Genomic DNA, 25,624 nt, shown 5'->3' on the forward strand with positions numbered 1-25,624 from the left:
GCGCGTGCGCCGGCCCCATCGACGCGGTCGGCACCGGTACACCGACGGCCGGTGCCGCGCGCACGCGCGGCACCGGCCGTCCGGCGCCACCGGGGCTACATCAGCCCCGGGCCGCTGATCCCCTCGGGGAGCTTGGCGGCCGCCGCCCGGTCCACCAGGAACAGGGTGCGCGAGCGGCCCCGGGCGCCCGCCGCGGGCACCTGGACCTCCCCGGCCTCCGGGTCCAGCGCCAGGCGCACCGCCTCGGCCTTGCCCTCGCCCGAGGCCAGCACCCACACCTCCTTCGCCGACCGGATGGCCGGGAAGGTCAGGGACACCCGCGTCGGCGGCGGTTTGGGCGCGCCGTGCACCGCCACCACCGTGCGCTCGTCCTCATAGAGCGCCGGCTGCTCGGGGAAGAGCGAGGCCACGTGCGTGTCCGGGCCGATCCCCAGCAGGCACACGTCGAACGCGGGCGCGTCGGCGTGGTCCTCGGGCCGCGAGGCCGCGCGCAGCAGCTCGGCGTAGCGCTCGGCGCCCGGCTCGGGCACCGCCCCGTCCTCGCCGTCGGAGGCCGGCATCGGGTGCACCCGCTCGGGGTCCACGCCCACCCGGTCCAGCAGCGCCTCGCGCGCCTGCGTCTCGTTGCGCTCGGGGTCGCCTTCGGGCAGGAAGCGCTCGTCGCCCCACCACACGTCCACCGCCGACCAGTCCACGGCGTCCCGCGCCGGGGCCTGGGCGAGTTCGGTGAGCACGGCGATGCCGATCCCGCCGCCGGTCAGCACGATCGACGCCGACCCGGTGGCGGCCTGGGCGTCCACCAGGCGGGTGACCACCCGCGCCGCCACCGCCTGGGCGAGCAGCCGGGCGTCGGGGTGCACCACGACGGACGGGGTGCTCACCGCCCCGCCTCCGCCGGCGCCGTGTCCTTCAGGGCCTTGTCCCTCAGAAATGTCGCGGTCCTCTCGTACATCAGGTCCGGGTCCAGGCGGCGCAGCTCCTCGGCGAGGGCCTCGGAGGCGCGCCGGCGGGCCAGGGCCACCGCCTGGTCGGGCTGCCCCGGGCGGGAGAGCGTGGCCACCCGCCCGTCGTGGCGGCGCAGCGCGATGTCCCCGTCCTCGGTCACCAGCCGGGTGCCGGTGATGCCGGGGCCGTTGGAGACGGTGCGCTCCACCTCCACGTCCAGCTGCTGGGACAGCCAGGCCGCCAGCAGGTCGGCGCTGGGGTAGTGGTCCTCGGCCTGCACCTCGGCCGCGGTCACCCACCCGGCAGGGTGGTCCATGGTGCTGGCCAGCATCGAGCGCCACGGGGTGAGCCGGGTCCAGGTCAGGTCGGTGTCGCCGGGCCGGTAGTGGGCGATGCGCCCGAGCAGGTCGGGCAGCGGGTCGGGCGCGCGCAGCGCGTCGGTGATTCGCCGGTGCGCCAGGCGCCCCACCGGGTCGGCGGCGGGCTCGGCCGGGCCCGCGCCCGGCCACCAGGCCACCACCGGCGCGTCGGGCACCAGCAGCGGGGTGATGACCGAGTCGGCGTGCCCGCCCAGCGGGCCGTACAGCCGCAGCAGCAGCGCCTCGCCCGGCCCCGAGGTGCCGGGGCGGCGGATCTCGGCGTCGATGGCCGGTTCGGCGTCGGGGTCCCGCCGGATCACCGCGATGATCCGGGAGGGGTGCTCGCGCCCGGCCTCGGTGGCCGCGCGCACCGCGTCGTAGTGGTCGGCCTCGTCGGTCACGATCACCAGGGTGAGCACCATGTTCATCGCGCCGCCGCCGATGCTGTGCCGCTCCTGGGCCAGCGCTTCGGTGATCTGCGAGGTGTCGGTGCGCGGAAGGTACATCGTCATCGGTGGTCCTCCGTCCTCGGGGCGCCCGCCGGCGCGGTCACGGGCGCCGCCACTGGCGCCCCTCGCGGGCCAGCATCGCGTCGGACGACTCCGGCCCCCAGGTCCCCGACGTGTAGGGCTCGGGGCGGCCCTGCCCGGCCCAGAACTCCTCGACCGGGTCCAGGATCTCCCAGGACAGCTCCACCTCCTGCTGGCGCGGGAAGAGCGGCGGGTCGCCGATGAGCACGTCCAGGATCAGCCGCTCGTAGGCCTCCGGGCTGGCCTCGGTGAACGACTGGCCGTAGGTGAAGTCCATGGTCACGTCGCGCACCTCCATGGCGGCGCCGGGCACCTTGGACCCGAACCGCATGGTCACGCCCTCGTCGGGCTGGATGCGCAGCACCAGCGCGTTCTGCCCCATGTCCTCGGTGTCGACCTGGCTGAAGACCTGGTTGGGCGTGCGGCGGAAGGCCAGGGCCACCTCGGTGACCCGGCGGCCCAGCCGCTTGCCGGTGCGCAGGTAGAACGGCACCCCCGCCCAGCGCCGGGTGTTGACCTCCAGGCGCAGCGCCGCGTAGGTCTCGGTGGTGGAGTCGTCGGGGATGCCCTGCTCCTGCAGGTAGCCGCCGACCTCCGCGCCGCCCTGCCACCCGGGTGCGTACTGGCCCCGGGCGGTGCCCGCGGCCAGGTCGTCGGGCAGCCGCACCGCCGAGAGCACCTTCTCCTTCTCGGCGCGGATCGCGTCGGCCGAGAACGACACCGGCTCCTCCATCGCCACCAGCGCCAGCAGCTGCAGCAGGTGGTTCTGGATGACGTCGCGGGCGGCGCCGATGCCGTCGTAGTAGCCGGCCCGGCCGCCCACCCCGATGTCCTCGGCCATGGTGATCTGCACGTGGTCCACCAGGTCGCGGTTCCACAGCGGCTCGAAGAGCGTGTTGGCGAACCGCAGCGCCATGATGTTCTGGACGGTCTCCTTGCCCAGGTAGTGGTCGATGCGGAAGACCGACTGCGGCGGGAAGACGTCGTCCACCACCGCGTTGAGCTCCTTGGCGCTCTCCAGGTCGTGGCCGAACGGCTTCTCGATGATCACCCGCCGCCAGGAGTCGTCGCGCGGCTCGGCCAGGCCCGAGCGCTTGAGCTGCTTGACCACGGTCGGGAACAGCTTGGGCGGCAGCGACAGGTAGAAGGCGTAGTTGCCCCCGGTGCCGCGGGAGGCGTCCAGGTCCCGCACGGTCTCGGCGAGGGTGTCGAAGGCCTCGTCGTCGTGGAGCTCGCCCTGGACGAACCGCACGCCCTCGCTCAGTTGGCGCCACACGTCCTCGCGGAAGGGGGTGCGGGCGTGCTCGCGCACCGCCTCGTAGGCCTCCTTGGCGAAGTCCTGGTGCTCCCAGTCCCGCCGGGCGAACCCGACCAGGCCGAAGCCGGGCGGCAGCAGCCCCCGGTTGGCCAGGTCGTAGATGGCCGGCAGCAGCTTCTTGCGGGCCAGGTCCCCCGTGACCCCGAAGAGCACCAGCACGCTGGGCCCGGCGACCCTGGGCAGGCGCCGGTCCAGCTCGCTGCGCAGCGGGTTCGGGGTCGCCCCCGGCATCACCGGCTCTTTCATGGTGAACTCCCCCTGTGGTCGGGCCGTCAGCCGCGCACCCGGGCCAGCGCCCGGCGGATCTGCGCCAGGCCGGCCGCGCGGTCGGTCAGGTGCAGGCGCACGGCGGGGCGCCCGCGGGTGTCCAGGGCCCCGAAGTCGCCCAGCGCCTGGGCGAACTGGAGCCGGGCGAAGGAGTAGGGCCGGCCCGGGATGTCCAGGTCCTGCTCGCTCTCCCCGGTGATCTGCAGGAACGCCCCGGTGGCCGGGCCGCCCTTGTGGTACTGGCCGGTGGAGTGCAGGAAGCGGGGCCCCCACCCGAAGGTGGTCGCCCGGCCGGAGGCGTCGGCCAGCTCGGCGCGCAGCCCGGCGGCCGGGGCGTCGGCGATCCGGTCCAGGTAGGCCATCACGGCCAGGTAGCCGTCCTCGGGCACCGCCTCCAGCAGGGTGCGCAGCACCCCCTCCAGGTCCCGGGCGCCGCCCGGCAGGGCCTGCGAGGCGTGCACCTGGACCGCGCCCTCGGTGAACAGCGGCTCGCCGGCGGGCAGCGGGCCCTCCCCGGCGCCGTCCAGCAGGGCCTTGGTGTTGTCCTTGGACTCCTGCACGTTGGGCTGGTCGAACGGGTCGATGCCCAGCAGCCGCCCGGCGATCGCGGTGGCGTACTCCCAGGCCAGGAACTGCGCCCCCAGCGGTCCGGTGACCTGCACCAGCGCGCCCTCGGCGGGGGCGGGCCCGGCCTCGGAGAAGGAGGTGGGCAGGGCGTCGGGGGCCTCGGCGAAGCCGGGGGCGTTGGCGCCCTCGGCCACCACCGGCAGCAGCCCGGTGCCCTGCTTGCCGGTGGACTCGGCCACCAGCTGCTCGATCCAGTCGCCCAGGCCGACCGGGGTGGACCCGGCCAGCACCAGCTTGTCCCGGCCGGCCGCGCCCATGGCGGCGCCCAGCAGCAGCGCCGGGTTGCCGGTGTCGTTCTTCAGGGCCGGCACCAGCGCCTGGGCCTCGTCCAGCAGCGCCTCCACGTCGACCCCGGCCAGCGCCGAGGGCACCAGGCCGAACGCCGACAGGGCGCTGTAGCGGCCGCCCACGTCGGGGTCGGCCAGGTAGGTGGTGTAACCCTTCTCCGCGGCCAGGGCGGCCAGCGGCGAACCGGGGTCGGTGACCACGACGATCCGCTCGGCCGGGTCGATGCCGGCGTCGGTGAAGGCCTTCTCGAGCGCCCGGCGGTGGCTGTCGGTCTCCACGGTGCCGCCGCTCTTGGAGGAGACCACCGCGACGGTGCGGTGCAGCCGGTCCTCCAGGGCGGCCCGGACCTGGGCCGGGTCGGTGGTGTCCAGGGTGGTCAGCTCGGCGCCCCGGGTGGCCGCGATGACCTCGGGGGCCAGCGAGGAGCCGCCCATCCCGGCCAGCACCACCCGGTCCACCCCGGCCGTGCGCAGCTCGTGGGCGTGCTCGGCCAGCCGCGGCAGCAGCTCCCGGGAGGACCGCGGCAGGTCCAGCCAGCCCAGCCGGACCGCGGCCTCCTCCTGGGCGGCGGGCCCCCACAGGGTGCTGTCCTTGGCGGCCAGGGCCGACGGCACGCCGTCCGCCGCCAGCGCCGCGACCGCCTCGGCGGCGGGCCCGGCTGCGGCGCCCCTGACGCGCACGGACAGCCCGGCGCTCACCGCCTCCTCGACTCGGGGTTGCGTGCTCAACGTCGACGACCTCTCTCCCGTGTTCTGGGTGTCCTTGGAGCGGGCGGGTGCGCGCCCGCGAGAAAGAAGGGCCGGGGCGCCCTCGCGCCCCGGCCCCGTGCTCATGCGGATCCGCCGAGGGCGGACCGCACCCGGTCCAGCAACTGCTCCCACGACTTCTCGAACTTGGCGACGCCCTCGTCCTCCAGCAGGCGCAGCACGTCGGCGAAGTCGACGCCGGCCGCCTCGATGGCGTCCATGTCCGCGCGCGCGGCGTCGTAGCCGCCGCGCACCGTGTCACCGGTGATGCGCCCGTGGTCGGCGACGGCCTCCAGGGTGGCCTCCGGCATGGTGTTGACCGTGTCGGGGGCGACGAGGTCGTCGACGTAGCGGGTGTCGGTGTAGGCGGGGTCCTTCACGCCGGTGGAGGCCCACAGCGGGCGCTGGCGGCGCGCACCGGCGGCCTCCAGCTCCTTCCAGGCCCCGTTGGCGAAGAACTCCTCGTAGGCCTGGTAGGCCAGGCGCGCGTTGGCGATGGCCGCCCGGCCCAGCAGGTCCTTGGCCTCGGGGGTGCCGATGGCGTTCAGGCGCTTGTCGACCTCGGCGTCCACGCGGCTGACGAAGAACGAGGCCACCGAGTGGATCTTGGTCAGGTCCAGGCCGTTCTCCCGCGCGCGGGCCAGGCCGTCCTGGTAGGCCTGCATGACGGCGCGGTAGCGCTCCAGGGAGAAGATCAGCGTGACGTTGACGCTGATGCCCTCGGCGACCGCCCGGGTGATGGCGGGCAGGCCCTCCTGCGTGGCCGGGATCTTGATCATCAGGTTGGGCCGGTCGACCAGCCACCACAGGGCGCGGGCCTCGGCCACGGTGCGCTCGGTGTCGCGCGCCAGGCGCGGGTCGACCTCCAGCGAGACGCGGCCGTCGGTGCCCTCGGTGCGCTCGTGCACCGGGCGCAGCACGTCGGCGGCCCAGCGGATGTCGTAGCCGGTCAGCGCCCGGACGGCCTCGTCGACCGAGACGCCGCGGGCGGCCAGGTCGTGCAGCTGGGCGTCGTAGGCGTCGCCCTCGCCCAGGGCCTTCTCGAAGATGGTGGGGTTGGACGTGACGCCGACCACGCTGCGGGTCTCGATCAGGTCCTGCAGGTTGCCGGTGCGCAGGCGGTCGCGGCTGATGTCGTCCAGCCAGACCGCGACCCCCTGCCCGGAGAGCTCGCTGAGCGGGTTGGTCATGGTTGCTCGTAACTCCTCGACGATGGTGGGGTGCCCGACGCGCACAACACGCGCCGGGCCCAGGGCGTTCCCGACGCGTTAGGAGGCGTTGGCGACACTCTTCTCGGCGGCGGCCACCACGGCGTCGGCGGTCAGGCCGAAGTGCTCGTAGAGCTCGCCGTAGGGCGCCGAGGCGCCGAAGTGCTCCAGGGAGACCGACTCCCCGGCGTCGCCGACGAACTCGCGCCAGCCCATGGCGATGCCGGCCTCGACCGAGACGCGGGCGCGCACCGCGGAGGGCAGCACGCTCTCCTTGTAGGCGGCGTCCTGCCCCTGGAACCACTCCACGCACGGCATGGACACCACGCGGGTGGGCGTGCCGGCCGCCTCCAGGCGCTCGCGGGCCTGCAGGGCGATGGCGACCTCGCTGCCGGTGGCGATCAGGATCGCCTTGGGGGCCCCGCCGGAGGCCTCCGCCAGCACGTAGCCGCCCTTGGCCGTGCCCTCGGCCGGGCCGAACTCCGAGCGGTCCAGGGTGGGCACGTTCTGCCGGGTCAGGGCCAGCGCCGAGGGGCGGTCGCCGTTCTCCAGCACGGTGCGCCAGGCCACCGCGGTCTCGTTGGCGTCGGCCGGGCGGATCACGTCCAGGCCGGGGATGGCGCGCAGCGCCCACAGGTGCTCGATCGGCTGGTGCGTGGGGCCGTCCTCGCCCAGGCCGATGGAGTCGTGCGTCCACACGTAGGTCACCGGCAGCTTCATCAGGGCGGCCAGGCGCACCGCGGGGCGCATGTAGTCGCTGAAGACCAGGAAGGTGCCGCCGTAGGGGCGGGTGGGCCCGTGCAGGGCGATGCCGTTGACGACCGAGCCCATGCCGTGCTCGCGCACGCCGAAGTGCAGCACCCGGCCGTACTTGTTGCCGGGGAACATGGCGCTGGCGGCCTTCTCCGGCAGGAAGGAGGGCTGGCCCTTGGGCGTGGTGTTGTTGGACCCGGCCAGGTCGGCCGAGCCGCCCCACAGCTCGGGCAGCTCGGGCGCCAGGGCGCTGAGCACCTCGCCGCTGGCCTTGCGGGTGGCGATGCCCTTGGCGTCGGGCTCGAACACCGGCAGGGCCTTCTCCCAGCCCTCGGGCAGCTTGCCGGCCTGCAGGCGGTCGAACAGCTCGGCGCGCTCACCGGCCCCGGACCGCCAGGCCTCGAAGGACTCCTGCCAGGCGGCGCGGGCCTGCCGGCCGCGCTCCAGGGCCCCGCGGGTGTGCTCCAGGACGTCCTGGGGGACGTCGAAGCGGGTGTCGGGGTCCAGGCCCAGGATCTGCTTGGTGGCGGCGACCTCCTCGGCGCCGATGGCGGCGCCGTGGATCGCCCCGGTGTTCTGCTTGTTGGGCGCGGGCCAGCCGATGATGGTGCGCAGGCGGATGAAGGACGGCTTGCCGGTCTCCGCGCGCGCGGCCTCCAGCGCGGCGTAGAGCGCCTCGACGTCCTCGTGGTAGGAGCCGCCCGAGACCCAGTCGACGGTCTGGACGTGCCAGCCGTAGGCCTCGTAGCGCGCCGCGACGTCCTCGGAGAAGGCGATGCGGGTGTCGTCCTCGATGGAGATCCGGTTGTCGTCCCAGATGAGCACGAGGTTGCCGAGCTCCTGCACGCCGGCCAACGCGCTGGCCTCGTGGCTGACGCCCTCCTCCACGTCGCCGTCCGAGCAGATGGCGTAGACGTTGTGGTCGAAGGGGCTCTCGCCCTCGGGGGCGTCCGGGTCGAACAGGCCGCGCTCGCGGCGGGCCGCCATCGCCATGCCCACGGCGTTGCCGATGCCCTGGCCCAGCGGCCCGGTGGTGGTCTCCACGCCGGCGGTGTGCCCGTACTCGGGGTGGCCGGGGGTGAGGCTGCCCCACTGGCGGAGCCGCTTGAGGTCGTCCAGCTCCAGGCCGAACCCGGCCAGGTAGAGCTGGATGTACTGGGTCAGGCTGGAGTGGCCGGCCGAGAGGACGAAGCGGTCCCGGCCCACCCAGTCCGGCCGCGCCGGGTCGTGGCGCATGATCTTCTGGTAGAGCAGGTAGGCCGCGGGGGCCAGGCTCATCGCGGTGCCGGGGTGCCCGGAGCCGGCCTCTTCGACGGCGTCCATGGCCAGCGCACGGACCACATCGACGGAGCGGCGGTCGAGGTCCGACCACTCAAGGGAATTCGAGCTGCCGATGTTCACGCGGGCTCAGGGCTCCTTTCGCGCGTTCGCGCATTCGACCGGCGCCCGGGCGCCTGGGGGAGGGCCGGGGTGCCGTGAATGTGAGGTTGTCCATGCCGGATGCGGCCAGTGCAGCCGGGGCCGGCGTCCGGAGCCTCGGGGCCGGTCACGGCTGGTATGACCGCCTACGACCCTATCGCCCGCGGCGGGGGCGGGCGCGCGCCGCCACGCGCTCTGTCACGTGGCGCTCGTCGCCCCCGGGGGCGGGCCGGGTGAGGTGACGCGCCGCAGGGGGCGCCCCGGTCAAGCCCGCGCCCGCGGGAGTACTACAGTAAGTCGTCGACGGGGTTTTACGGACTCTTGGCAGGTGTGCAGAGCGGCCCTGACCCCGGCGTGGCGAGCAGAAACATCCCGATTTCCTTCGAGGTTCAGCGTGTCCTTGTCCGTAGAGCGGATGTCCACCGCGCCGTCGTCCCCCTCGGACGGCGAGGCCGACGGCGGCCCCGGGCGCCGCGCCACCCTGGGCGCCTATGTGCGGGCCTATGTCGCGCTGTCCAAGCCCCGGGTCATCGAGCTGCTGCTGATCACCACCATCCCCGTCATGTTCGTGGCGGCCCAGGGCGTGCCCCCGCTGTGGACCGCGGCGGCCACCCTGGTCTTCGGCACCATGTCGGCTGCCAGCGCCAACGCGCTCAACTGCTACATCGACCGCGACATCGACAAGGAGATGCGCCGCACCAAGCGCCGCCCGGTGGCGATGCACCAGGTCACCCCGCGCGGCACGCTGGTCTACGGGCTGGTGCTGGCGATCGGCTCCACGGCGGGGTTCGCGCTGGCGGTGAACTGGCTGTCGGCGGCGCTGTCGGTCTTCGCGATCCTTTTCTACATCTTCGTCTACACCCTGCTGCTCAAGCGGCGCACCGCCCAGAACGTGGTGTGGGGCGGCATCGCCGGGTGCATGCCGGTGCTCATCGGGTGGGCGGCGATCACCGAGCGCCTGGACTGGGCGCCGTTCGTGCTCTTCCTGGTGGTCTTCTTCTGGACCCCGCCGCACACCTGGGCGCTGGCGATGCGCTACCGGGAGGACTACGCGGCGGCCAAGGTGCCGATGCTGCCGGTGGTGGCCACCGACCGCCGGGTGCTGCTGGAGTGCGTGCTCTACAGCTGGGCCACCGTGGCCACGTCGGTGCTGCTGTGGCCGGTCGCCCAGACCACGCTGTTCTACCTGGCGGTGTCCGTGGTGCTGGGCGTGCTGCTGCTGGTGCAGGCCCACCGGATGCTGGCGCGGGCCCGCGCGGGGGTGACCGGGGCGCAGCTGAAGACGATGGGCTTCTTCCACCTGTCCAACGCCTACCTGGCGCTGCTGTTCACCGCGGTGACCGTCGACCCCCTCCTGGCGGGCTGGCTGGCCTGACCCGCTTCGCGTCGATCTCGGGGAACCCGGCCTCGAAAGCGCTCTCATAAGGCCGACTTCCCCGAGATCGACACCAGGGGGCGGAGCGGGGCCGCGGTGCCCCTCCGACGCGCGGCGACGCGTCCGCGCAGGTCCGCAACCGCTACCATCGGGCACCATGTCGGGTCTGGACACCAAAGCCATCCTCGAGGGCCGCCGTCCGGGCAGGCGCTCGGTCGGCCTGTTCGTGGGCATCTTCGTCAGCGTGCTGTGCACCCTGGCCATGCTCGGGTACCTGCTGCTGGCCGGGCTGGCCACCGGCGGCGTGGCCGGGGTGGCGGGGTTCCTGATCGCCCTGGCCGCCGCGGTCGTGCCGGTGGCGGTCCTGGTGCCGCTGATCCTGATGCTCGACCGGCTCGAACCCGAGCCGCGCTCCATGATGCTCTTCGCGTTCCTGTGGGGCGCCGGCGTGGCGGTGGGGGCCTCCTTCATCCTCAACACCGCGGGCATGGAGATCTGGGCGGTGCCGTTCTTCGGCGCCGACATGGGCGAGGTCGTCACGACCACCGTGCTGGCGCCGCTGGTGGAGGAGAGCGCCAAGGGGCTGGTCCTGCTGGTGCTGCTGTGGCGGCGCCGCTACGAGATCGACTCCTTCACCGACGGCGTGACCTACGCGGCGATGGTGGCCACCGGCTTCGCCTTCACCGAGAACGTGCTCTACTTCCTGACGTCCTACTTCGAGCAGGGCTTCTTCGGGCTGGCGTTCACCTTCGTGCTGCGCGGGCTGATCGGCCCGTTCGGGCACCCGCTCTACACCGCGATGATCGGCCTGGGCGTGGCCTACGCGGCGATGCACCGGGGCCCCGGGCGGCTGCTGGCGCCGGTGGCCGGGTGGGGGGCGGCGGTGCTGCTGCACGCCATCTGGAACGGCTCCACCGTCTTCGGGTGGGGCATGGTGGGCGCGGCCTACGGGCTGCTGTTCATCGTGCTGGTGGCGATCATCGCCATCGCGGTGCAGGACCGGCGCCGCCAGGTGGGGGCGATCTCCTACTACCTGCCGCAGTACGTGCCCACCGGGCTGGTGACCCCCTCCGACATCCGCATGCTCAGCACCATCAAGGGGCGCCGGGCGGCGCGCGGCTGGGCCCAGCGCAACGCCGGGGGGCGCGGCAAGGTGGCGATGAAGGACTACCAGCTGGCCGCGACCGAGCTGGCGCTGCTGCACCAGCGGCTGGACCGGGGCGTGGCCCGGCCGGAGTGGCAGGAGCGGCGGGACGGGTTCCTGGCGCTGATGCACGTGGCCCGGGAGGCCTTCCTGGGCCGGGTGGCCCGCCCGGCGGCCCCGGCCTGGGCGCCGTCACCGACCGACTCGGGGTTCCTGCGGCGCTCGGACTTCAACCACGTCATCACCCAGGCCCAGGCCAAGCGCGGCATGAGCGAGCGCCCCGGCCAGGTCCCCCCGGGCCCACCGCCCGGCCCGCCCCAGGGGCCTTTTCCGCCCCCGCCGGGGCGGTGAGGCAGGGGCGCCGGGGTCACCGGCGCCCCCGTGCTCAGATCAGGTTGCGCTCACCGGCGATGGCGTGGATCCACGCGTGGAGCTGCCCCGTGATCTCCTCGGGGTCGGTGCTCCCGTGCTCGGCGCTCAGGCGCAGGAGGGTGTCGCCGCCCTCGCTGAACAGGATGCCGGGCTTCTTGTCCAGCTCCAGCACCACGTCGGCGCCCTCTTCGTCGGTGAGTAAGGTCAGCTCCAGGGACTCCAGGCCCGCGTACTGCCCGCCGCCGGTGTACTCGAACTCCTGGTAGAAAGGCAGCTTCTGGCGGGTCCCGGCGATCTCGCCCTTCTCCAGGTCGACGCCCTTCAGCTCGAAGCCCAGCGCGTGCAGGGCCTGCAGGACCGCGAGCTGGACCGGAAGGGGCTCGATGAGCAGCGGGTCCACGTCCTTGCGGTCCAGGGCGTTGTCCACGTGCAGGCGGGTGTTGAGGCCCACGCCCTCCAGGATGTGGTTGCCCGCCACCGCGGTGATGGGCGCCTCCACGGGGATGGTCAGCTCGAAGGGGAGCTCGAACTCCTGCTCGGGCTCCAGCTCCATCTGCTCGGAGCTGACGACCTGCTCGGCGACGACCACGTCGATGTTGTACTCGCCCGACTGCTCCTCCCCCTCGGAGTCCTCGTACTCGTACTCCTTCTCCACGGTGGCGCGCAGACCGACGCTGATGCCCTCGATCGTCTGGGCGACACTGCCGCCGGTGACCTTGATGGTCCCGCTGACGGTGCCGCCCGGGTGGACGCTCTCCTCGTCCAGGGTGGTCTCCACGGTGGCACCGCCGATGCCGACGCTGGCGAGCATGCGCTTGAAGATCACAGAGTCTCTTTCATCAGGCCCGCTGCCCTGAGCGCCGGGGGAGGGGCAGGGGGCCGGGAGGTGTATGTGCGGAGTCCGGCGATGTGCCTAGGACGCGCCGCCGACGGTGCGGGTTGCCCCATGGTTGCGGGGATTCCGGTGCCGCTGCCGTCTTCGTCGGCCGCGCCGGGGCCTCGCCCGGGGCCCGCCCCGCGGGGAGCGGGGGGCGTTGCACGTCACGGCGCGGCGCGTGCCCGGTGGGCGTGACCGGTCGCGGCCGCCGGGCGGGCCTGTCGTCCGGAACCGGTCAGCCGGCAGAGGAGGCGGGGGCGGCGGCCGACGTGCGGTCGCGGGACTCTGCGGTGGCGCCTCCGACGGCGACCCGTTCGGCGGTGGCGAAGTACAGGCGCAGGATCGCGATCCACACCACGGCCGAGCCGAGGACGTGCAGGACCACCAGCCACTCCGGCAGGCCCGTCAGGTACTGGACGTAGCCGATGGTGCCCTGGGCGGCGATCGCGGCGATCAGCAGCAGGCTCTGGCGGCGGGGCAGGGCCGGGCCGCGCAGGGTCAGGACCAGCATGGCCACCGCCCCGGCCGTGGTCGCCCAGGCCAGGGCCGAGTGCACACGGGCCACGAGGACCATGTCGAATCCCCAGCGGGGGGCGTCGATGTCGCCGCCGTGCGGGCCGGTGCCGGTGACCACGGTGCCGGCGGCCAGGAGCAGGAAGCCCAGCGGGACCAGCGCGGTGGCCAGGCGCCGCGCGGCCGGTCCGACGGTGGGGCGCAGCTCGCCGCGGGGCTCGCGGCAGCGCACGTAGAAGGCCATGGTGAGCACGACGACCACCATGGACAGCAGGAAGTGCGCGGCGACCGAGGCGGGGTGCAGCCCGCTCCACACGGTGATGCCGCCGACCACCGCCTGGCCCATGACCCCGAGCGGGATGGCCACCGCCAGCGCGGTCAGGTCGCGGCGGCGCGGGCGCATGCGCAGCACGGCCACGAGCACGATGACGCCGACCGCCAGCACCAGGAAGGTGAGCGTGCGGTTGCCGAACTCGATGGCGGCCTGCCAGGCGGTGTGCCCGGTGTCCACGGGGACGAAGCTGTCCTCGGTGCAGCGGGGCCACTCCGAGCAGCCCAGCCCGGAGGAGGTGACGCGCACGGTGGCGCCGGTGACGGCGATCCCGGCGTTGACGACGACGTTGCCCAGCGCCCACCAGCGCAGGGTGCGCACGGTGGGGTGCCAGATGGTGCGCGCGAGCAGCACGAGCGCGATCACGCCGGCGACGGCGAAGGCCACCTGCCAGGCCCACAGGGGCAGCGAGAGGATCTCGATGTCGTCGGCCGCCAACGCGCCCGCACCAGGCTCAACATGCATACGACACAGCGTAGTACTGGGGCACCGCCGCCTCGAACCGCCCCGCCCGCGCGCCACCGGCGGGGGCCGTGGCCGGCCGAGGGAGAGGACCACCGGAACGCCTGCGGGCGACGGTCCGTCGGCCGACCGTGTCCTCGGTGCGGTCGGACGCCCAGCCGAACCCCGAGGTCATCTCTTCCACGCGCGACGACCAAGAATCGTTGAAGACGGGCCGTGACGCTTGGTGGCCGGTGGTGCCGTGTGGGAGACACCTATCGACCATCATCGGCGATGAACTGAGGAGGGGCCCATATGCCTTACGGAAGTGCCTCCGGGCCGGGAGCGACGCTTGCGGCCACGGGTGTGGCGACCGGCTACACGTGGCTGGTGGCGACCGGCCTGGTCCTCGTGGTCGCCGGAGCGCTCATGGTCAGACTCTCCTTCCGGCGGAAGGCGGGGCCGCTCGAACAGTGACGGCCGTCGGACCGGCGGCGGGGAAGGGCCCCCGCCGCCCTGAGGAACCTGCGGAGGAAGCCGCGGAACCGGAACTCCCGCGCGCCGACACCAGCCACCGCGGCGTGGCCGTCGTGTGCGGATCGCTGGTCCTGATCGCGTTCGGCATGTGGGCGGTGCTGCACCTGTTCTACGCGGTCGCGGGCCACCAGTCGGGCTCGGGGAGCCTGGCGATGGTGTGGGCGGTCTGCTTCCTGCTCCTGTGGTGGGTGCCGCTGGCCTGGTTCGACCGGCCGACCCGGGCCCCCGCCGAGAAGAAGGCCGAACTCGACGCCCTGGCCGTGACCGTGCAGGTCCCCGTCTACAACGAGGACCCGAGCATCCTGCGCCAGTGCCTGCGCTCGGTCCTCGAACAGACCCGCCCCGTCCAGCGGGTGCGGGTCGTGGACGACGGCTCGGTCGACTCCGGGACCGGGGACCCGGTGGACTACGCGGAGATCCGGGACGCCTTCCTCGCCCGCGCCGCCGAGCTCGGGGTGGAGGCCACCTGGGACCGCACCGCCAACCGGGGCAAGCGCTTCGCCCAGATGCACGTCCTGGCCGACGACCCCGCCGACGTCTTCGTCACCCTCGACAGCGACTCGGTCATGGACCGCAACGCCGTGCGCGAGGGCCTGCAGCCCTTCGCGGACCCGAAGGTGCAGTCGGTGGCGGGCCACGTGATCGTGCTGAACAGCCGGGCCACTCTGCTGACCCGCCTCACCTGCCTGCTCTACCTGCCGTTCACACGCGGGCTGCGCAGCGCCCAGTCGGTGCTGGGCAGGGTGACCATCAATTCGGGAACGCTCGCGTTCTACCGCGCCGAGACGGTGCGCGCCGTCGCCGGCGTCTACGAGCACGAGCACTTCTGGGGCCGTCCGATGCAGATGAACGACGACTCCATGCTCACCTTCTACGCGCTCCTGCGCGGCGACACCGTGCACCAGTCCTCGGCGCTCGTGTTCACCCTGGTGCCGGAGCGCTTCCGGCACTACATCGGCCAGCAGCTCCGCTGGATGCGGGGAACGACGGTGCGGCACCTGTGGTGGCTGCGCTACATGCCGGTGACCGGGGTGGTGTTCTGGGGGACCGTCGCCGAGTACCTGCACCTGCTGCTGGGCGTCGCGATCCCCGTGGTGGTCCTCGTCGATCCGGTGCTGCGCGAGCACTGGAAGGAGATCGCCCTGGCCGCGCTCATCATCGGGTCGGTGCTCAACTACGTCATGGCGCTGCGCATCTTCGCGGTCCGGCGCAGCGACGAGTCCCTGGGCTACCGTGTGCTGCTGTTCCTGCTGTCCCCGGTGGCCGGCGTGTGGCGGATCGTCATGCTCCGTCCGCTGTACGTGTACGCGATGCTGACGTGCCGCAGGATCGCCCAGTGGGGGACGAGGGAGACCGTCGACGTCGCGCTGGGGGACGACGGGGCCGGGACGGCGCGTGCCGGGGTGTTCGGAGGCGTCGCGGAGTGGGCGCGTGGCCGGAGGGACCGGCGTTCCGCCGAACAGGAGGAGAAGGACGAGGAGAGCATGCACGCCTGACCCCTTGTCGGGGGAGCAGACGACGGTCGAAGCGTGGACGCGGGGCCCTGGGGACTCTCCCCTGGGCCCCGCGCTCGTGTGTCGTCGGCTCTGTCTCGTGGGCTCCGTCCTTTCACCGAGGGACGAGGCGGCCCGCCCGGTGGGCTCCCGCAGTGCCTCACCGGGCGGGCCGTGACCGCCCTCCCCTTAGCGGGCGGTCGGGGAACCGCCGCCCCGTGGGGCGGAACGGGGCGGCGGTGTGTGGTCGCGGAGGGAGGTCGGCGTCATGAGGGCGAGGAGGTCGCGGGCCTCCTGTGCCCGGTGGCGCAGTTCCCGTGCGGTGGGTGCGTGCGGCCGCCGTCCCGGGGGCGGGAGGCGGACGAGGCTGCCGTCCGCGGCGGCGAGGAGCGTCGCCAGGTCCTCCAGGTCCCGGCAGGCGATGCCGACGTCGTGCCGGGAGTGCGCGGCGGTGAACAGCAGGAGCTCGCCGTCGCTGGTGTAGCCGATGCCCCAGCGGGTGTGGTTCAGCGCCAGCTCCACGAAGCGGGTGTACTGGCCCTCCTCAAGGCGCGGGGCGGAGTAGCTGACGGTCATCGGTGCGCCTCCTGTCGGGCGGTGGCGGGTGCTGTGGGAGGCGTCGGGCCTCGGGACCGGTAGTTGACCGGGATGAGGGCGGGGGCGCTCCGCAGGGCGCGGACGGCGGTGCCCAGGTCGTCGGGAGCGGCCTGTTCGAGGACCGAGCAGACGTACTCGGCGCGGCGGGCGCGGATCCGGTCCTGGGCGGGCCGGAGTCCGCGGTCGTGTGGCGGCGGCACCGCCATGGCGTCGCGGACGGCTTCGATGAGGTCGTGCAGGCGGTGGAGGTCGGTCGCGGTGTTCATCGGAGCGCCTCCGCGCGGGCGGCGACCAGCCCGCGCACGAGCGGGGCGAGTTCGGCCCGGAGGGTGTCGAGGGGGTCGGGGCTCTGGCGGCGCTCCCAGGCCACGTACCAAGGGCCGACGACGCGGCGGCTGTGGGGCGGCGCGGGCGGGGGAGACGAGAGCAGGGCCGGGGCGGTGGGGGCTCGCGTTGCCGTCGGCGCGGGAAGAGAGGGCGGCGAGTGCGGGCGGCGCCCGGTCCGCGCGTGACGTCCGCGCGGGCGCGGCACCGGCATCAGAGGCGTCAGCAGGCGCATGAGCCAGGAGATGAACATGGGTCCCCCAAGGGGATCGGGCCGCTGGATGAGTACAGGTCTATGATGGAGTCGAAATTTTTAAATCGCAAGCCCAGATTAAGGATTCACGAATCGTGAAGTATCGACTAGAAAGATGCTCTTTGTCTGATTCTCGTTCGGCGGCGATACGATCATCTGCGTCACCGGAGGAGGTCGAGATGAGCAGCCCACCCATCGCCCGGCGTCAGCTGTCTGCGCAAATGCGTCAGAAGCGGCTCGATGCGGGCATGACGCTCGATGATGCGGCTGAGGCGCTCGAATGGTCTCCGACCAAGATCTCCAATATCGAAACCGGGCGATCGAAGTATCCGGCTGTCAGTGACATCGGGCTGCTGCTCGACACCTATCGGGTGAAGGATCCGCAGGAGAAGGACGCGATCCTGAACCTCACCAGACAGGCACGCCAGCGCGGCTGGTGGAACCGGTACGACGACGTCATTACCGGCGCATACACCTCGCTGGAGGCGGGAGCCACAAGCCTCCGCCTGTACGAGCCGCAGTTCATCCCGGGCCTGCTCCAGGTATCGGACTACACGGCGGCGGTCTCCCACGCCACGCTGATCCGTGATCCCGATGAGGTCGATCGGGTCGTTGAGGCCCGAGCGGAGAGGAAGAAGATCCTTGACCGGACCGACCCTCCGCCGCCGGACGTCTGGGCGATCATCGACGAACATGCGCTTCGGCTCTTGGGAGCGAGTGACCGGGAGCTGCACCGACGCCAGGTGGAGCACTTGGCGGAGATGGCGGATGCGCCCAACTCGGTGACGCTCCAAGTGCTTCCGACCTCCGCAGGGCTGCACGCCGGAATGGGCGGGCCGTTCGTCATCCTGGACTACGACGAGGCTGCGGCCACCGTGTTTCTGGAGACGAACACCGACGGCCTGTACCTGGATAAGGCGCCTGAGATCGACCGCTACCGCAGAATCTTCGACCGCCTCGTGTCGAAGGCCATGGACCCGGACGACGTCGCCGGGTACCTCCGTTCACTGATCGCCTAGAAGGACCACGACGATGTACTCATCCGACCGGCTCTCGTTCCGCAAGAGCAGCTACAGCAATCCGCAGAATTGCGTCGAGGTGGCCGACGTCCCCGGAGGTGAAGCGGCGATCCGCGACTCCAAGCACCCGGAGAACGGGCACTTCACCATCCCCTCCGTCGAGTGGGCGGCGTTCCTCGACGCCGCTCGTGAAGGAAGGTTCTGACTTTCCGTCATGAACAGCAGAAGGCCCCGGCTTCCGCCGGGGCCTTCGGTACTCATCCGGCTCCAGTCTAGCCCTGTGGCCCGCACGGGTACACCCCGGCGCGTGCCCACGCCCCGACGAAGCGGATGCGCCGCTCTACACGGTCGACAGGGCCTCGCTCGGGGGCATGCGGGCCGCGCGGGCCGCCGGGTAGGCGCCCGCGGCCATGCCCACCACGACGGTCGCGCCGGCCGCCGCCGCCACGACCCACACGGGCAACGCGAACAACCAGCCGCTGGCGGCCGCGAACACCGCCGTCACGATGCCGCCCAGGACGGCGCCCCCGATCCCGCCCAGGCCGGCGAGGAGCACCGCCTCGCCCAGGAACTGCCGGCGGATGTGCGCCCGGGTCGCGCCCAGGGCCCGCCTCAGGCCGATCTCGGAGCGGCGTTCGAGCACGGCGATGACCATCGTGTTCGCCACCCCGATCCCGCCCACCAGCAGCGCCACGCCCCCCAGGGCCAGCAGCAGGGTCGTGAGCGTCTCGTCGGCCGCCGCCTGCGCGGCGAGGGCGTCCGAGGGTCGGCTCACCCGGACCTCTTCCGGGTTCGCGGGCTTGACCGTCGCCGGGAGCAGGGAGCGCACCTCCTCCACGCTCTCCTCGTCGGACCGCTCGTAGATGGTGGTCGGCGAGCCGTCGAAGCCCAGCCGGTCGGAGGCGGCCTCCCAGCCGATCATGACCGAGGCGTCCAGCTCGGGCGCGAGCGGAACCGGGTCGAGGACGCCCACGACCGTGAACCACTCGTCGCCGAGCCACACCTCGACGCTGCCGTCGGTGCGCGTGATGCCGAGACGCTCGGCGGCGGTGGACCCGAGCACCACCGTCGGGTACGACGCCAGCGCGTCGTCGAGCCAGCGCCCCGAGTCGACCGACCCGCCCACGGTGTCGAGCAGGTCGAGCCGGGCGGCGTTCACCGCGAGCGAGTTCGTCTCGTTCTCGTCGACCTCCTCATGGCGGTAGACCGACGCACCGTCGACCGCGCCGACCGCGCTGACGTCGGTCACCGGATCGAGCCGGGCGACCATGTCGACGCTCTCCTCCGGCAGGCTGGTCTCCCCGCCGTCGAACGACTCGCCCGGCGCGACGGTGAGCATGTCGGTGCCCAGCTCCTGGAGCCGCTGGTCCACCTCCGCGCGGCTGCTGGCCGAGATGCCCACCACCGCCACCATCGCGGCGATGCCGATGGCGATCCCCAGGGCCGAGAGCACCGCCCGCAACGGCCGGGCCCGCAGCCCCGACGCCGCGACGCGCACGGTGTCCCGGGGCCGGAGCCGGGACGGCGCGGGTTCCGGTCCGGTCATCGCCGCCCCACCCTCTCGTCGGACTCGATCCGGCCGTCGAGGATGTGCACCTGACGCGGCAGCTCCTCGGCGACGTTCCGGTCGTGGGTGATGACCGCGATCGTCGTTCCCGCACGGTGCAGCTCGTGCAGCAGCTCGATGACGCCGGCGCCCGACGCCGAGTCCAGCGCGCCGGTCGGCTCGTCGGCGAGGAGCAGCGACGGCTCTCCCACGAGCGCCCGCGCCACCGCCACCCGCTGCTGCTGGCCCCCGGAGAGCTCGTGCGGCCGGTGGTGCGCCCGGTCGGCCAGGCCGACGCGTTCGAGCGTCCGGCGGGCGCGCTCGCGCCGCCGCTCCGGCGGCGCCCCGCTGTAGAGGAGCCCGTCGGCGACGCTGTCCAGGGCGGGCACCCCCGGCGGGAGGAAGAACTGCTGGAACACGAAACCGATCCGTCGGCCGCGCAGGGCCGAGAGCCGGCGGTCGGACAGCCGGTCGACGTCGTGCCCGTCGATCCGCACCAGGCCGGAGTCCGCCCGGTCGAGCGTTCCCAGGATGTTGAGCAGGGTCGACTTGCCGGACCCGGACGGGCCGACGATGCCCACCAGCTCCCCGGCACCGATCCGCAGGCGCACACCGTCGAGGGCGCGGACCGGCGGCGTGCCCGGGTACACGCGGTGGACGTCCTCCAGTTCGACGACCGGCCGGTCCTCAAGGTCCGGCGGCGCCGGTGCCGTGATCGGGTCCGCCATCACCGTCCCGCCACCCCCACGATCGTGCCCTCGTCGATCCCGTCACCCTCGACCTCGACCCCGCCGTCGTCGAACAGCCCGGTCTCGACGGGGACCAGCGACGTCGTGCCGTCGTCGGCGACGACCTCCAGGCCGTGGCCGCCCTCGCTCAGCGCCAGCAGCGCGTTGACGGGCGCGATCAGGACGTCCTCCTTCTCGTCCACGTCGACGACGACGTCGACGGAGGAGCCCAGCAGGGATTCGTCGACCTCGTCCGCCAGGGCGATCTCGACCTCGACGGTGGACTCGTCGGCTCCGCCCCCGCCGCCTCCGCCGTCCGAGGAGTCGTCCTGGACGGCGTTCGCGGCGGTCACGATCCCGTCGACCCGCTCACCCCCGGGCAGCTCGACGGCCACCTCGGTGTCGACCTCGACGAGGTCGCGGTCGGCGGCATCGGCCTCCATGGTCGCCACCGGGTCGGAACCGGCCACGTCGACCACGTCGGTGCCGGGGCCGGCCTGGTCGCCGGCGTCGGCGTGCACGGCCGCGACGGTTCCGCCCCCGGGGACGAACACGACGTCCTCGGTCCCCACGGTCCCGGTCTCCTCGAGCCCGGCGGTGTCGGCCTGCCATTCCCGCACCGCGTTCGCGGTCAGCCCGGTGTAGTGCCGGTCGACGGTGAAGCCCCCGTAGCCGAGCTCGGCGAGGTTCTCCTCCAGCTGCTTCACATCGGCCCCGGAGACGCCGGGTGCGAGGTTCCGGTACATCGGGATCCCCCCGACCAGGGCGACCACCGGCCGCTCGTCCACCCGGTACAGCTCCGTGCCGCGCTTCACCTCGGAGCCCTCCTCCGCGACCCGGGTGAAGGTCCCCTTCTGCGCGGCCGTCGCCGTGAACGGGGCGCCGCGGCCCAGCGTGCCGTTCCAGGCCTCGGTGGCGGTGATCGTCCCGCGCGTGACCTCCGCGGTCGCGACCGGGGCGGGCGGCTCGTCGGCCGCCCCGGCGCCGGATCCGCCCACCGGGAGCCACTGCGCGGCCGCGCCGACCAGAGCGAGGACCGCGACGCCCGCCGAGGCCGCCACGGCGATACGCCGGCGGCGGGAGCGCGGGGCCGCGGGCTCGGACCCCTGCCCCGTCCCTCGCTGCGCCTCCCCGGACGTCCCCCGAGGGAAGCCGGCGCTCATCCTTCGCCCTGCTGGATCCGGATGGGCGCCCCGCCCATGAGGTCCGCGCACTCCTCCGACGCCTCCCGGAACTCCTCGGAGTCGAGGTCCTCGGGAATGGCCAGGGCCCCGTTCGGGTCGGGGTCCGCCATGTCAACGCCGTTGTCGCGCAGGCACTCCGCGTACTCCCGTGCGGCCTCCACATCCTCGGGGTCGGGCTCCGGCGCCTCCCCGCCGTCGGGCATCAGGTCCTGGCACTCCTCCAGCGCGGCCTCGGCGTTCGGGTCGTCGGCGGGGAGGGCCGGCAGCCCCACGGAACCCCCGGATTCCCCGGAGCCCGGGTCCGTCTCCGGGTCCTCGACGTCGAGGCCGTTCTCCCGCAGGCACTCGTAGAACTCCATCCGCTGCTCCTCGGCCTGGCCGGCGCCCCCGCCTTCGGCGGCCGCGCCGGAGGACCCGTCGGTGCCGCCGCCACAGGCCGACAGCCCCAGCACGAGAAGCAGCACGGGTACGGCCGGCGATGAGATCCGCATGGACTCGCCTCCTCAGTCGGTTCGATCGGTCGACGGGCAGCATGCGGGGAGCACGGTTAGGAACCTGTTGGAATGCGGTCAGAGATCCCTTGATGTATCGCGGGTCCACGATCTGTCCGGTAAGACTCGGTGCATGCCCGCACGGATTCTGATCGCCGAGGACGACCGCAAGCAGGCCGGCCTCATCCGGGGGTTCCTCGAACGCGAGGGGCACGCGACGACGGTCGTCCACGACGGCCGGGAGGCCGTCGAACAGGCGCGGCGGCAACGGGTCGACCTGCTCGTCCTCGATCTGATGCTGCCCCGCCTGGACGGCCTGGACGTCTGCCGCGTGGTCCGCTCCGAACGGGACGTCCCGGTCATCATGCTCACCGCCCGCACCAGCGAGGACGACCTGCTGCTCGGTCTGGCCCTGGGCGCCGACGACTACCTCACCAAGCCCTACAGCCCGCGCGAGCTGGTCGCCCGGGTCCGGACGGTGCTGCGGCGCGCCGCTCGGGCCGCCTCCGCCGACCTGGAGCGGTACCGCGTCGGCGACCTCGGCATCGACCTCGCGCGCCACGAGGTGCACGTCGCCGGCGCCCGGGTGGAGACGACGCCGGCGGAGTTCAACATCCTGTCCTGCCTGGCGGCCTCCCCGGGGCGCGCGTTCACCCGCCAGCTGCTGCTGGAGCACGCCTCGGGCCTCGGCCGCGACGCCACCGCGCGCACGATCGACTTCCACGTGATGAACCTGCGCCGGAAGATCGAGGCGGTTCCCACCCGCCCCCGGTACCTCCTCACCGTGTACGGCGTCGGCTACAAGCTGTCCGATCCCGCCGAGGACGCGGCGCCGGGCGGGAACGGTGCGGCCGATGCGCCGTAGCCTCCACCTCCGCCTGCTGGCGCTGTCCCTGGCGGTCGCCGCGCTCGCGATCGTCGCCACCGCCCTTCTTGCCGGCTACAGCACCGGAACCCGGCTGCGTGACGAGATGGAGAGCTCCACCTCCCTGCTGGAGACCGACAGCCGGATCCGGGGCGCCCTCCTCGACCACGCGATGGAGAACGACGACTGGGGCGGGGTGGACCGGCTGGTCCGCGACCTGTCCGAGGAGACCGGGCGCCGGATCACCCTCACCACGCCCGACGGCGAGCCGATCATCGACTCCGCCGACCTCCACGGGCAGGCGAAGACCGGGCGCCCCGAGACCCCGGCGGCCCGCATCGACGTGTCCGCGCAGGACACGGTGCCCCGGTTCGCCACGACGGAGGCGCTGCCGGCGGGATCGGCGTCCCCGCAGAACACGGTCTTCGGGAACTACGACTGGCGGATGACCGAGCAGGAGGCCCGGGAACGGCAGGCCCTCGCGGAGGAGGCCGTGGGCTGCCTCGACCGCGAGGGCATCAGCGCCTCGATCGACGTCCGTGACGGCAGCCGGCTGCTGTTGGAGACGTCGGACGACGAGAACGCGTCCGCCTCGGAGGAGGTGGTGAGCTCCTGCGTCCCCGCGGAGCTGAACGCCCCCACCGCCGCCGCCCGGGAGCTGAACCGGGAGGTCGTGGCGCGGACCACCGAGTGCCTCGACAAAGCGGAGGCGGCCTACGAGGTCTCCGAGGACTCCTTCGGTGTGGAGGTGGTGACCCCCGAGGGAGAAGGCGGTCCTCCGCCCCGCGAGCACGCCGACTGCGGGGCGGCGGCGCTCTCCGCGTCGCTGAAGTCCTACGTGGCGCCGGCGGCCGACCTCTACCTGGGGTCGAGCGACCGCTTCGTCCCCCTCTCGCAGGAGGGCTGGTCGCGCACCGCGCTGGTCAGCGCGGTGGTCCTGCTCGCCGCGGCCGCCATCACGGTCCTGGCCGGGCGGCGGCTGCTGCGGCCGATCCTCGCGCTGACCGCCGCCGCCCAGCGGATGGAGTCCGGCGACCGCGCGGCGCGCGTGCCCGTGGCCGGCGGGAACGACGAGGTGACCCGGCTCGCGGAGGCGTTCAACGCCATGGCCGAGTCGATCGACGAGAGCGACAAGCAGAAGAAGGCACTGGTCAGCGACGTCGCCCACGAGCTGCGCACGCCGCTCGCGAACGTGCGCGGGTCCCTGGAGGCGGCGGAGGTCGGTGTGCTCCCGCTCGACGACGCGCTGATCCGGTCCCTGCAAGAGGAGGCGGCCCTGCTCGAACACCTCGTCTCCGACCTGCACGACCTCGCCCTGGCCGATGCGGGGATGCTGCGCGTCCACCCTGAGGAGCGGGACGCCGCCGACCTGGCCGGCCAGGCGGTGGCCGCGCACCGCACGCGGGCCGAGGCCGCGGGGGTGGAGCTCCGCCTCGACGCCCCGGACGCGGCGCCGGTGCACGCGGACCCTGCCCGCCTGCGCCAGGCCCTGGGCAACCTGGTGGCCAACGCGGTCACCCACACGCCCGCCGGAGGGTCCGTGGAGGTCGCGGTGCGCACCACGGGGGAGTGCGTCACGGTCACCGTCACCGACACCGGCGTGGGCATCGGCCCGGAACACCTGCCCCACGTCTTCGACCGGTTCTACCGCGCCGACCCCTCGCGCAGCCGGAGCACCGGCGGGAGCGGTCTCGGTCTGGCCATCACCAAACACCTGGTCGAGGCGCATGAGGGCACCGTTGACGCGACCAGCGGACCGGACGGGGGATCGCAGTTCCGAATCCGCCTTCCGAGGGTGGAAGAGGGGTGAGCCGTCCTCGCCTGGTCACTCGGGAGTCCGACCAGGAACCCTCACCGTCCCGGGCCCGAACGCCGCCGCGCCGTGGTGGGCGGCCTTCATGACCGATGCGTCAGTACTCCTGGCACTGAGCCCGACGGTGAGACCCTGGAAGCGATCCAGCTCTACCTCAGCGGCCCCGGCCGCACGTGCGCTGTTGATCGAACGCTGGTGGAAACTGCCGTCCTCCTCCAGTCTGTGCTCACCCCCTAAAGGACCAATATGCGCTCACCCACCGATCTCGACTTCCGCAAGAGCGGTTGCAGCGGTTCCGGCGACAACTGCGTGGAGATCGCCGACCTGCCGCAGCGAACGGCCCTCCGCGACTCCAAGCACCAGGAGAAGAGGCACTTCGCCATCCCCTCCAGCGAGTGGGAGGCGTTCCTCGGCGCCGCTCGTCATGGAAGGCTCCGGCTTCCGCCGGGGCATTCGGTACCGGTCCAGCGCTCCTTCAGTCACACGTCCCGTACAGGCGCACCGCGATGCACGCCGTGACGTCGAGACGACAGAACTGCGCGGGCCGCCGCCCCTCTCCCCTCGTTGATCTCGGGGAAGTCGGCCTTATGAGGGTCCTTTTAAGGCCGACTTCCCCGAGATCAACACGAAACCCTGCCAATGCTGCGCCGACGATGCGCTTCGCATCGGCACGGGCGAACCGGCGCACGCCGCGATTGACGATGAGGTGCACCGGGCCGGGGGGCACCTCGCCGAGCAAGGCGCTGTCGACCGGCGGAAGCTCATCCTTCTCCGCGGCCGCCTCCACCCGCCTCCGCAGTATCGCCGAGTACTGGCCGAGGACCCTGCTCAACGCCTTCCGGACCGCGGATACCTCGCCCGCGCGCTGGACGGCCTCGACGCCCAGCTCCTCACGGACGGGCCAGTTCCCGTACACGCTGGCCTTGCGGATGGCGGCCGACTCGGCGACCTCCTCGTAGCGGAAGCCCGTGATGCCGCCCCGCCCCACGCCGCTCCGCGGCCTCGCCTGCGCACGCGAGCTCGACACCCGCGGCCTCCGGCTCGCCGGCACACCCATCGACGTCCGCGGTGATGCGATCGAGGCCGTGGACGGGATCGGACTGCTCACGAAGGTCCGGGCCGGACGGGTCCGGATCTCCGAGCAGCCTCAGAGATTGGCCGTATCCGGCCAGTCGGACGGCTTGCAGTCCGCTCGCTGTGGGAAAGGCGCGGTGTCGCCGATGAGGCCGGGCTCAAACCTCACGATCATGCAACCGGACCG

Annotated in this window: 24 protein-coding genes; 9 read left to right on the forward strand and 15 right to left on the reverse strand. The window is 73.0% G+C overall.

Features of this window, described 5'->3' with window-relative positions; all coding sequences use genetic code 11:
- Positions 1-95 precede the first annotated feature (95 nt).
- The 6 genes from pgl to tkt form a co-directional block, all read right to left on the reverse strand.
- Positions 96-881, reverse strand: a complete 786-nt coding sequence (pgl, locus tag C892_RS0126530) for a 6-phosphogluconolactonase (RefSeq protein ID WP_017559689.1) — start codon at positions 879-881, stop codon at positions 96-98.
- Positions 878-1,816, reverse strand: a complete 939-nt coding sequence (locus C892_RS0126535) for a glucose-6-phosphate dehydrogenase assembly protein OpcA (protein ID WP_017559690.1) — start codon at positions 1,814-1,816, stop codon at positions 878-880. Before C892_RS0126535 ends, pgl begins: the two co-directional genes overlap by 4 nt.
- Before the next feature lie 37 nt (positions 1,817-1,853).
- On the reverse strand, positions 1,854-3,383 hold the full coding sequence (zwf, locus tag C892_RS0126540; RefSeq protein ID WP_026124655.1) for a glucose-6-phosphate dehydrogenase: 1,530 nt from the start codon (positions 3,381-3,383) through the stop codon (positions 1,854-1,856).
- A 41-nt stretch (positions 3,384-3,424) separates the two neighbouring features.
- Positions 3,425-5,032, reverse strand: a complete 1,608-nt coding sequence (locus C892_RS0126545) for a phosphoglucose isomerase-related protein (RefSeq protein WP_017559691.1) — start codon at positions 5,030-5,032, stop codon at positions 3,425-3,427.
- A gap of 131 nt (positions 5,033-5,163) precedes the next feature.
- Positions 5,164-6,270, reverse strand: a complete 1,107-nt coding sequence (tal, locus tag C892_RS0126550; protein ID WP_017559692.1) for a transaldolase — start codon at positions 6,268-6,270, stop codon at positions 5,164-5,166.
- 78 nt (positions 6,271-6,348) lie between these two features.
- The gene (gene tkt, locus C892_RS0126555) at positions 6,349-8,442 is read right to left on the reverse strand and encodes a transketolase (protein WP_017559693.1); all 2,094 of its coding nucleotides are present in this window, start codon (positions 8,440-8,442) and stop codon (positions 6,349-6,351) included.
- Between the two features lie 433 nt (positions 8,443-8,875).
- On the opposite strand from tkt, the gene C892_RS0126560 reads away from it, so the two are divergent.
- Together C892_RS0126560 and C892_RS0126565 are read left to right on the forward strand one after the other, a co-directional pair.
- Positions 8,876-9,835, forward strand: a complete 960-nt coding sequence (locus C892_RS0126560) for a heme o synthase (RefSeq protein WP_017541603.1) — start codon at positions 8,876-8,878, stop codon at positions 9,833-9,835.
- 157 nt (positions 9,836-9,992) lie between these two features.
- Positions 9,993-11,330: a PrsW family intramembrane metalloprotease gene (locus C892_RS0126565; RefSeq protein ID WP_017559694.1), complete on the forward strand. Its 1,338-nt coding sequence runs from the start codon at positions 9,993-9,995 to the stop codon at positions 11,328-11,330.
- A gap of 34 nt (positions 11,331-11,364) precedes the next feature.
- Here the strand turns inward: C892_RS0126565 and C892_RS0126570 are convergent, their stop codons facing one another.
- On the reverse strand, positions 11,365-12,177 hold the full coding sequence (locus tag C892_RS0126570) for a sporulation protein (RefSeq protein ID WP_017559695.1): 813 nt from the start codon (positions 12,175-12,177) through the stop codon (positions 11,365-11,367).
- Between the two features lie 286 nt (positions 12,178-12,463).
- Complete coding sequence (locus tag C892_RS0126575; RefSeq protein ID WP_051060611.1) at positions 12,464-13,537, reverse strand: COX15/CtaA family protein; 1,074 nt, start codon at positions 13,535-13,537, stop codon at positions 12,464-12,466.
- A gap of 291 nt (positions 13,538-13,828) precedes the next feature.
- Here C892_RS0126575 and C892_RS30970 point away from each other — a divergent pair, with 291 nt between their 5' ends.
- Positions 13,829-13,990: an LPXTG cell wall anchor domain-containing protein gene (locus C892_RS30970; RefSeq protein ID WP_083934485.1), complete on the forward strand. Its 162-nt coding sequence runs from the start codon at positions 13,829-13,831 to the stop codon at positions 13,988-13,990.
- 104 nt (positions 13,991-14,094) lie between these two features.
- On the forward strand, positions 14,095-15,546 hold the full coding sequence (locus C892_RS0126585; RefSeq protein WP_239647548.1) for a glycosyltransferase family 2 protein: 1,452 nt from the start codon (positions 14,095-14,097) through the stop codon (positions 15,544-15,546).
- Between the two features lie 186 nt (positions 15,547-15,732).
- Here the strand turns inward: C892_RS0126585 and C892_RS29660 are convergent, their stop codons facing one another.
- Together C892_RS29660 and C892_RS29665 are read right to left on the reverse strand one after the other, a co-directional pair.
- Entirely contained in the window at positions 15,733-16,119 is a 387-nt protein-coding gene (locus tag C892_RS29660) for a hypothetical protein (protein WP_017559698.1), read from the reverse strand.
- Entirely contained in the window at positions 16,116-16,406 is a 291-nt protein-coding gene (locus C892_RS29665) for a hypothetical protein (protein WP_017559699.1), read from the reverse strand. The genes C892_RS29660 and C892_RS29665 overlap by 4 nt, the downstream gene beginning before the upstream one ends.
- A 490-nt stretch (positions 16,407-16,896) precedes the next feature.
- Between C892_RS29665 and C892_RS0126605 the strand changes: the two genes are divergently transcribed.
- Both C892_RS0126605 and C892_RS0126610 read left to right on the forward strand, forming a co-directional pair.
- Positions 16,897-17,736 carry a helix-turn-helix domain-containing protein gene (locus C892_RS0126605; protein WP_017559701.1) on the forward strand — a complete coding sequence of 280 codons (840 nt, stop codon included), beginning with the start codon at positions 16,897-16,899 and terminating at the stop codon, positions 17,734-17,736.
- 13 nt (positions 17,737-17,749) lie between these two features.
- Complete coding sequence (locus C892_RS0126610) at positions 17,750-17,941, forward strand: DUF397 domain-containing protein (protein WP_017559702.1); 192 nt, start codon at positions 17,750-17,752, stop codon at positions 17,939-17,941.
- 135 nt (positions 17,942-18,076) lie between these two features.
- Here C892_RS0126610 and C892_RS0126615 read toward each other — a convergent pair whose 3' ends face one another.
- The 4 genes from C892_RS0126615 to C892_RS29675 form a co-directional block, all read right to left on the reverse strand.
- A complete protein-coding gene (locus C892_RS0126615) occupies positions 18,077-19,282 on the reverse strand; it encodes an ABC transporter permease (protein ID WP_017559703.1) in 1,206 nt (401 codons plus the stop codon).
- The gene (locus C892_RS0126620; protein ID WP_017559704.1) at positions 19,279-20,010 is read right to left on the reverse strand and encodes an ABC transporter ATP-binding protein; all 732 of its coding nucleotides are present in this window, start codon (positions 20,008-20,010) and stop codon (positions 19,279-19,281) included. Before C892_RS0126620 ends, C892_RS0126615 begins: the two co-directional genes overlap by 4 nt.
- A complete protein-coding gene (locus C892_RS29670) occupies positions 20,010-21,071 on the reverse strand; it encodes a peptidoglycan-binding protein (protein WP_017559705.1) in 1,062 nt (353 codons plus the stop codon). The genes C892_RS0126620 and C892_RS29670 overlap by 1 nt, the downstream gene beginning before the upstream one ends.
- A 98-nt stretch (positions 21,072-21,169) precedes the next feature.
- Positions 21,170-21,685, reverse strand: a complete 516-nt coding sequence (locus tag C892_RS29675; RefSeq protein WP_017559706.1) for a hypothetical protein — start codon at positions 21,683-21,685, stop codon at positions 21,170-21,172.
- Positions 21,686-21,818: 133 nt separating this feature from the next.
- Between C892_RS29675 and C892_RS0126635 the strand changes: the two genes are divergently transcribed.
- The 3 genes from C892_RS0126635 to C892_RS30975 all read left to right on the forward strand — a co-directional run bounded on the left by C892_RS0126635 (position 21,819) and on the right by C892_RS30975 (position 24,882).
- On the forward strand, positions 21,819-22,550 hold the full coding sequence (locus C892_RS0126635; protein ID WP_017559707.1) for a response regulator: 732 nt from the start codon (positions 21,819-21,821) through the stop codon (positions 22,548-22,550).
- On the forward strand, positions 22,540-24,360 hold the full coding sequence (locus C892_RS0126640; RefSeq protein ID WP_026124657.1) for a sensor histidine kinase: 1,821 nt from the start codon (positions 22,540-22,542) through the stop codon (positions 24,358-24,360). Before C892_RS0126635 ends, C892_RS0126640 begins: the two co-directional genes overlap by 11 nt.
- Positions 24,361-24,609: 249 nt before the next feature.
- Positions 24,610-24,882, forward strand: coding sequence for a DUF397 domain-containing protein (locus tag C892_RS30975; protein WP_083934486.1), 273 nt, complete (start codon positions 24,610-24,612; stop codon positions 24,880-24,882).
- Here the strand turns inward: C892_RS30975 and C892_RS29680 are convergent.
- Positions 24,839-25,351 carry a hypothetical protein gene (locus C892_RS29680; protein WP_017559710.1) on the reverse strand — a complete coding sequence of 171 codons (513 nt, stop codon included), beginning with the start codon at positions 25,349-25,351 and terminating at the stop codon, positions 24,839-24,841. The genes C892_RS30975 and C892_RS29680 overlap by 44 nt on opposite strands.
- Positions 25,352-25,624: the final 273 nt, after the last annotated feature.

Origin of the sequence: Nocardiopsis baichengensis YIM 90130, from assembly GCF_000341205.1 — a bacterium.
Taxonomy (GTDB): Bacteria; Actinomycetota; Actinomycetes; order Streptosporangiales; family Streptosporangiaceae; genus Nocardiopsis_A; species Nocardiopsis_A halophila.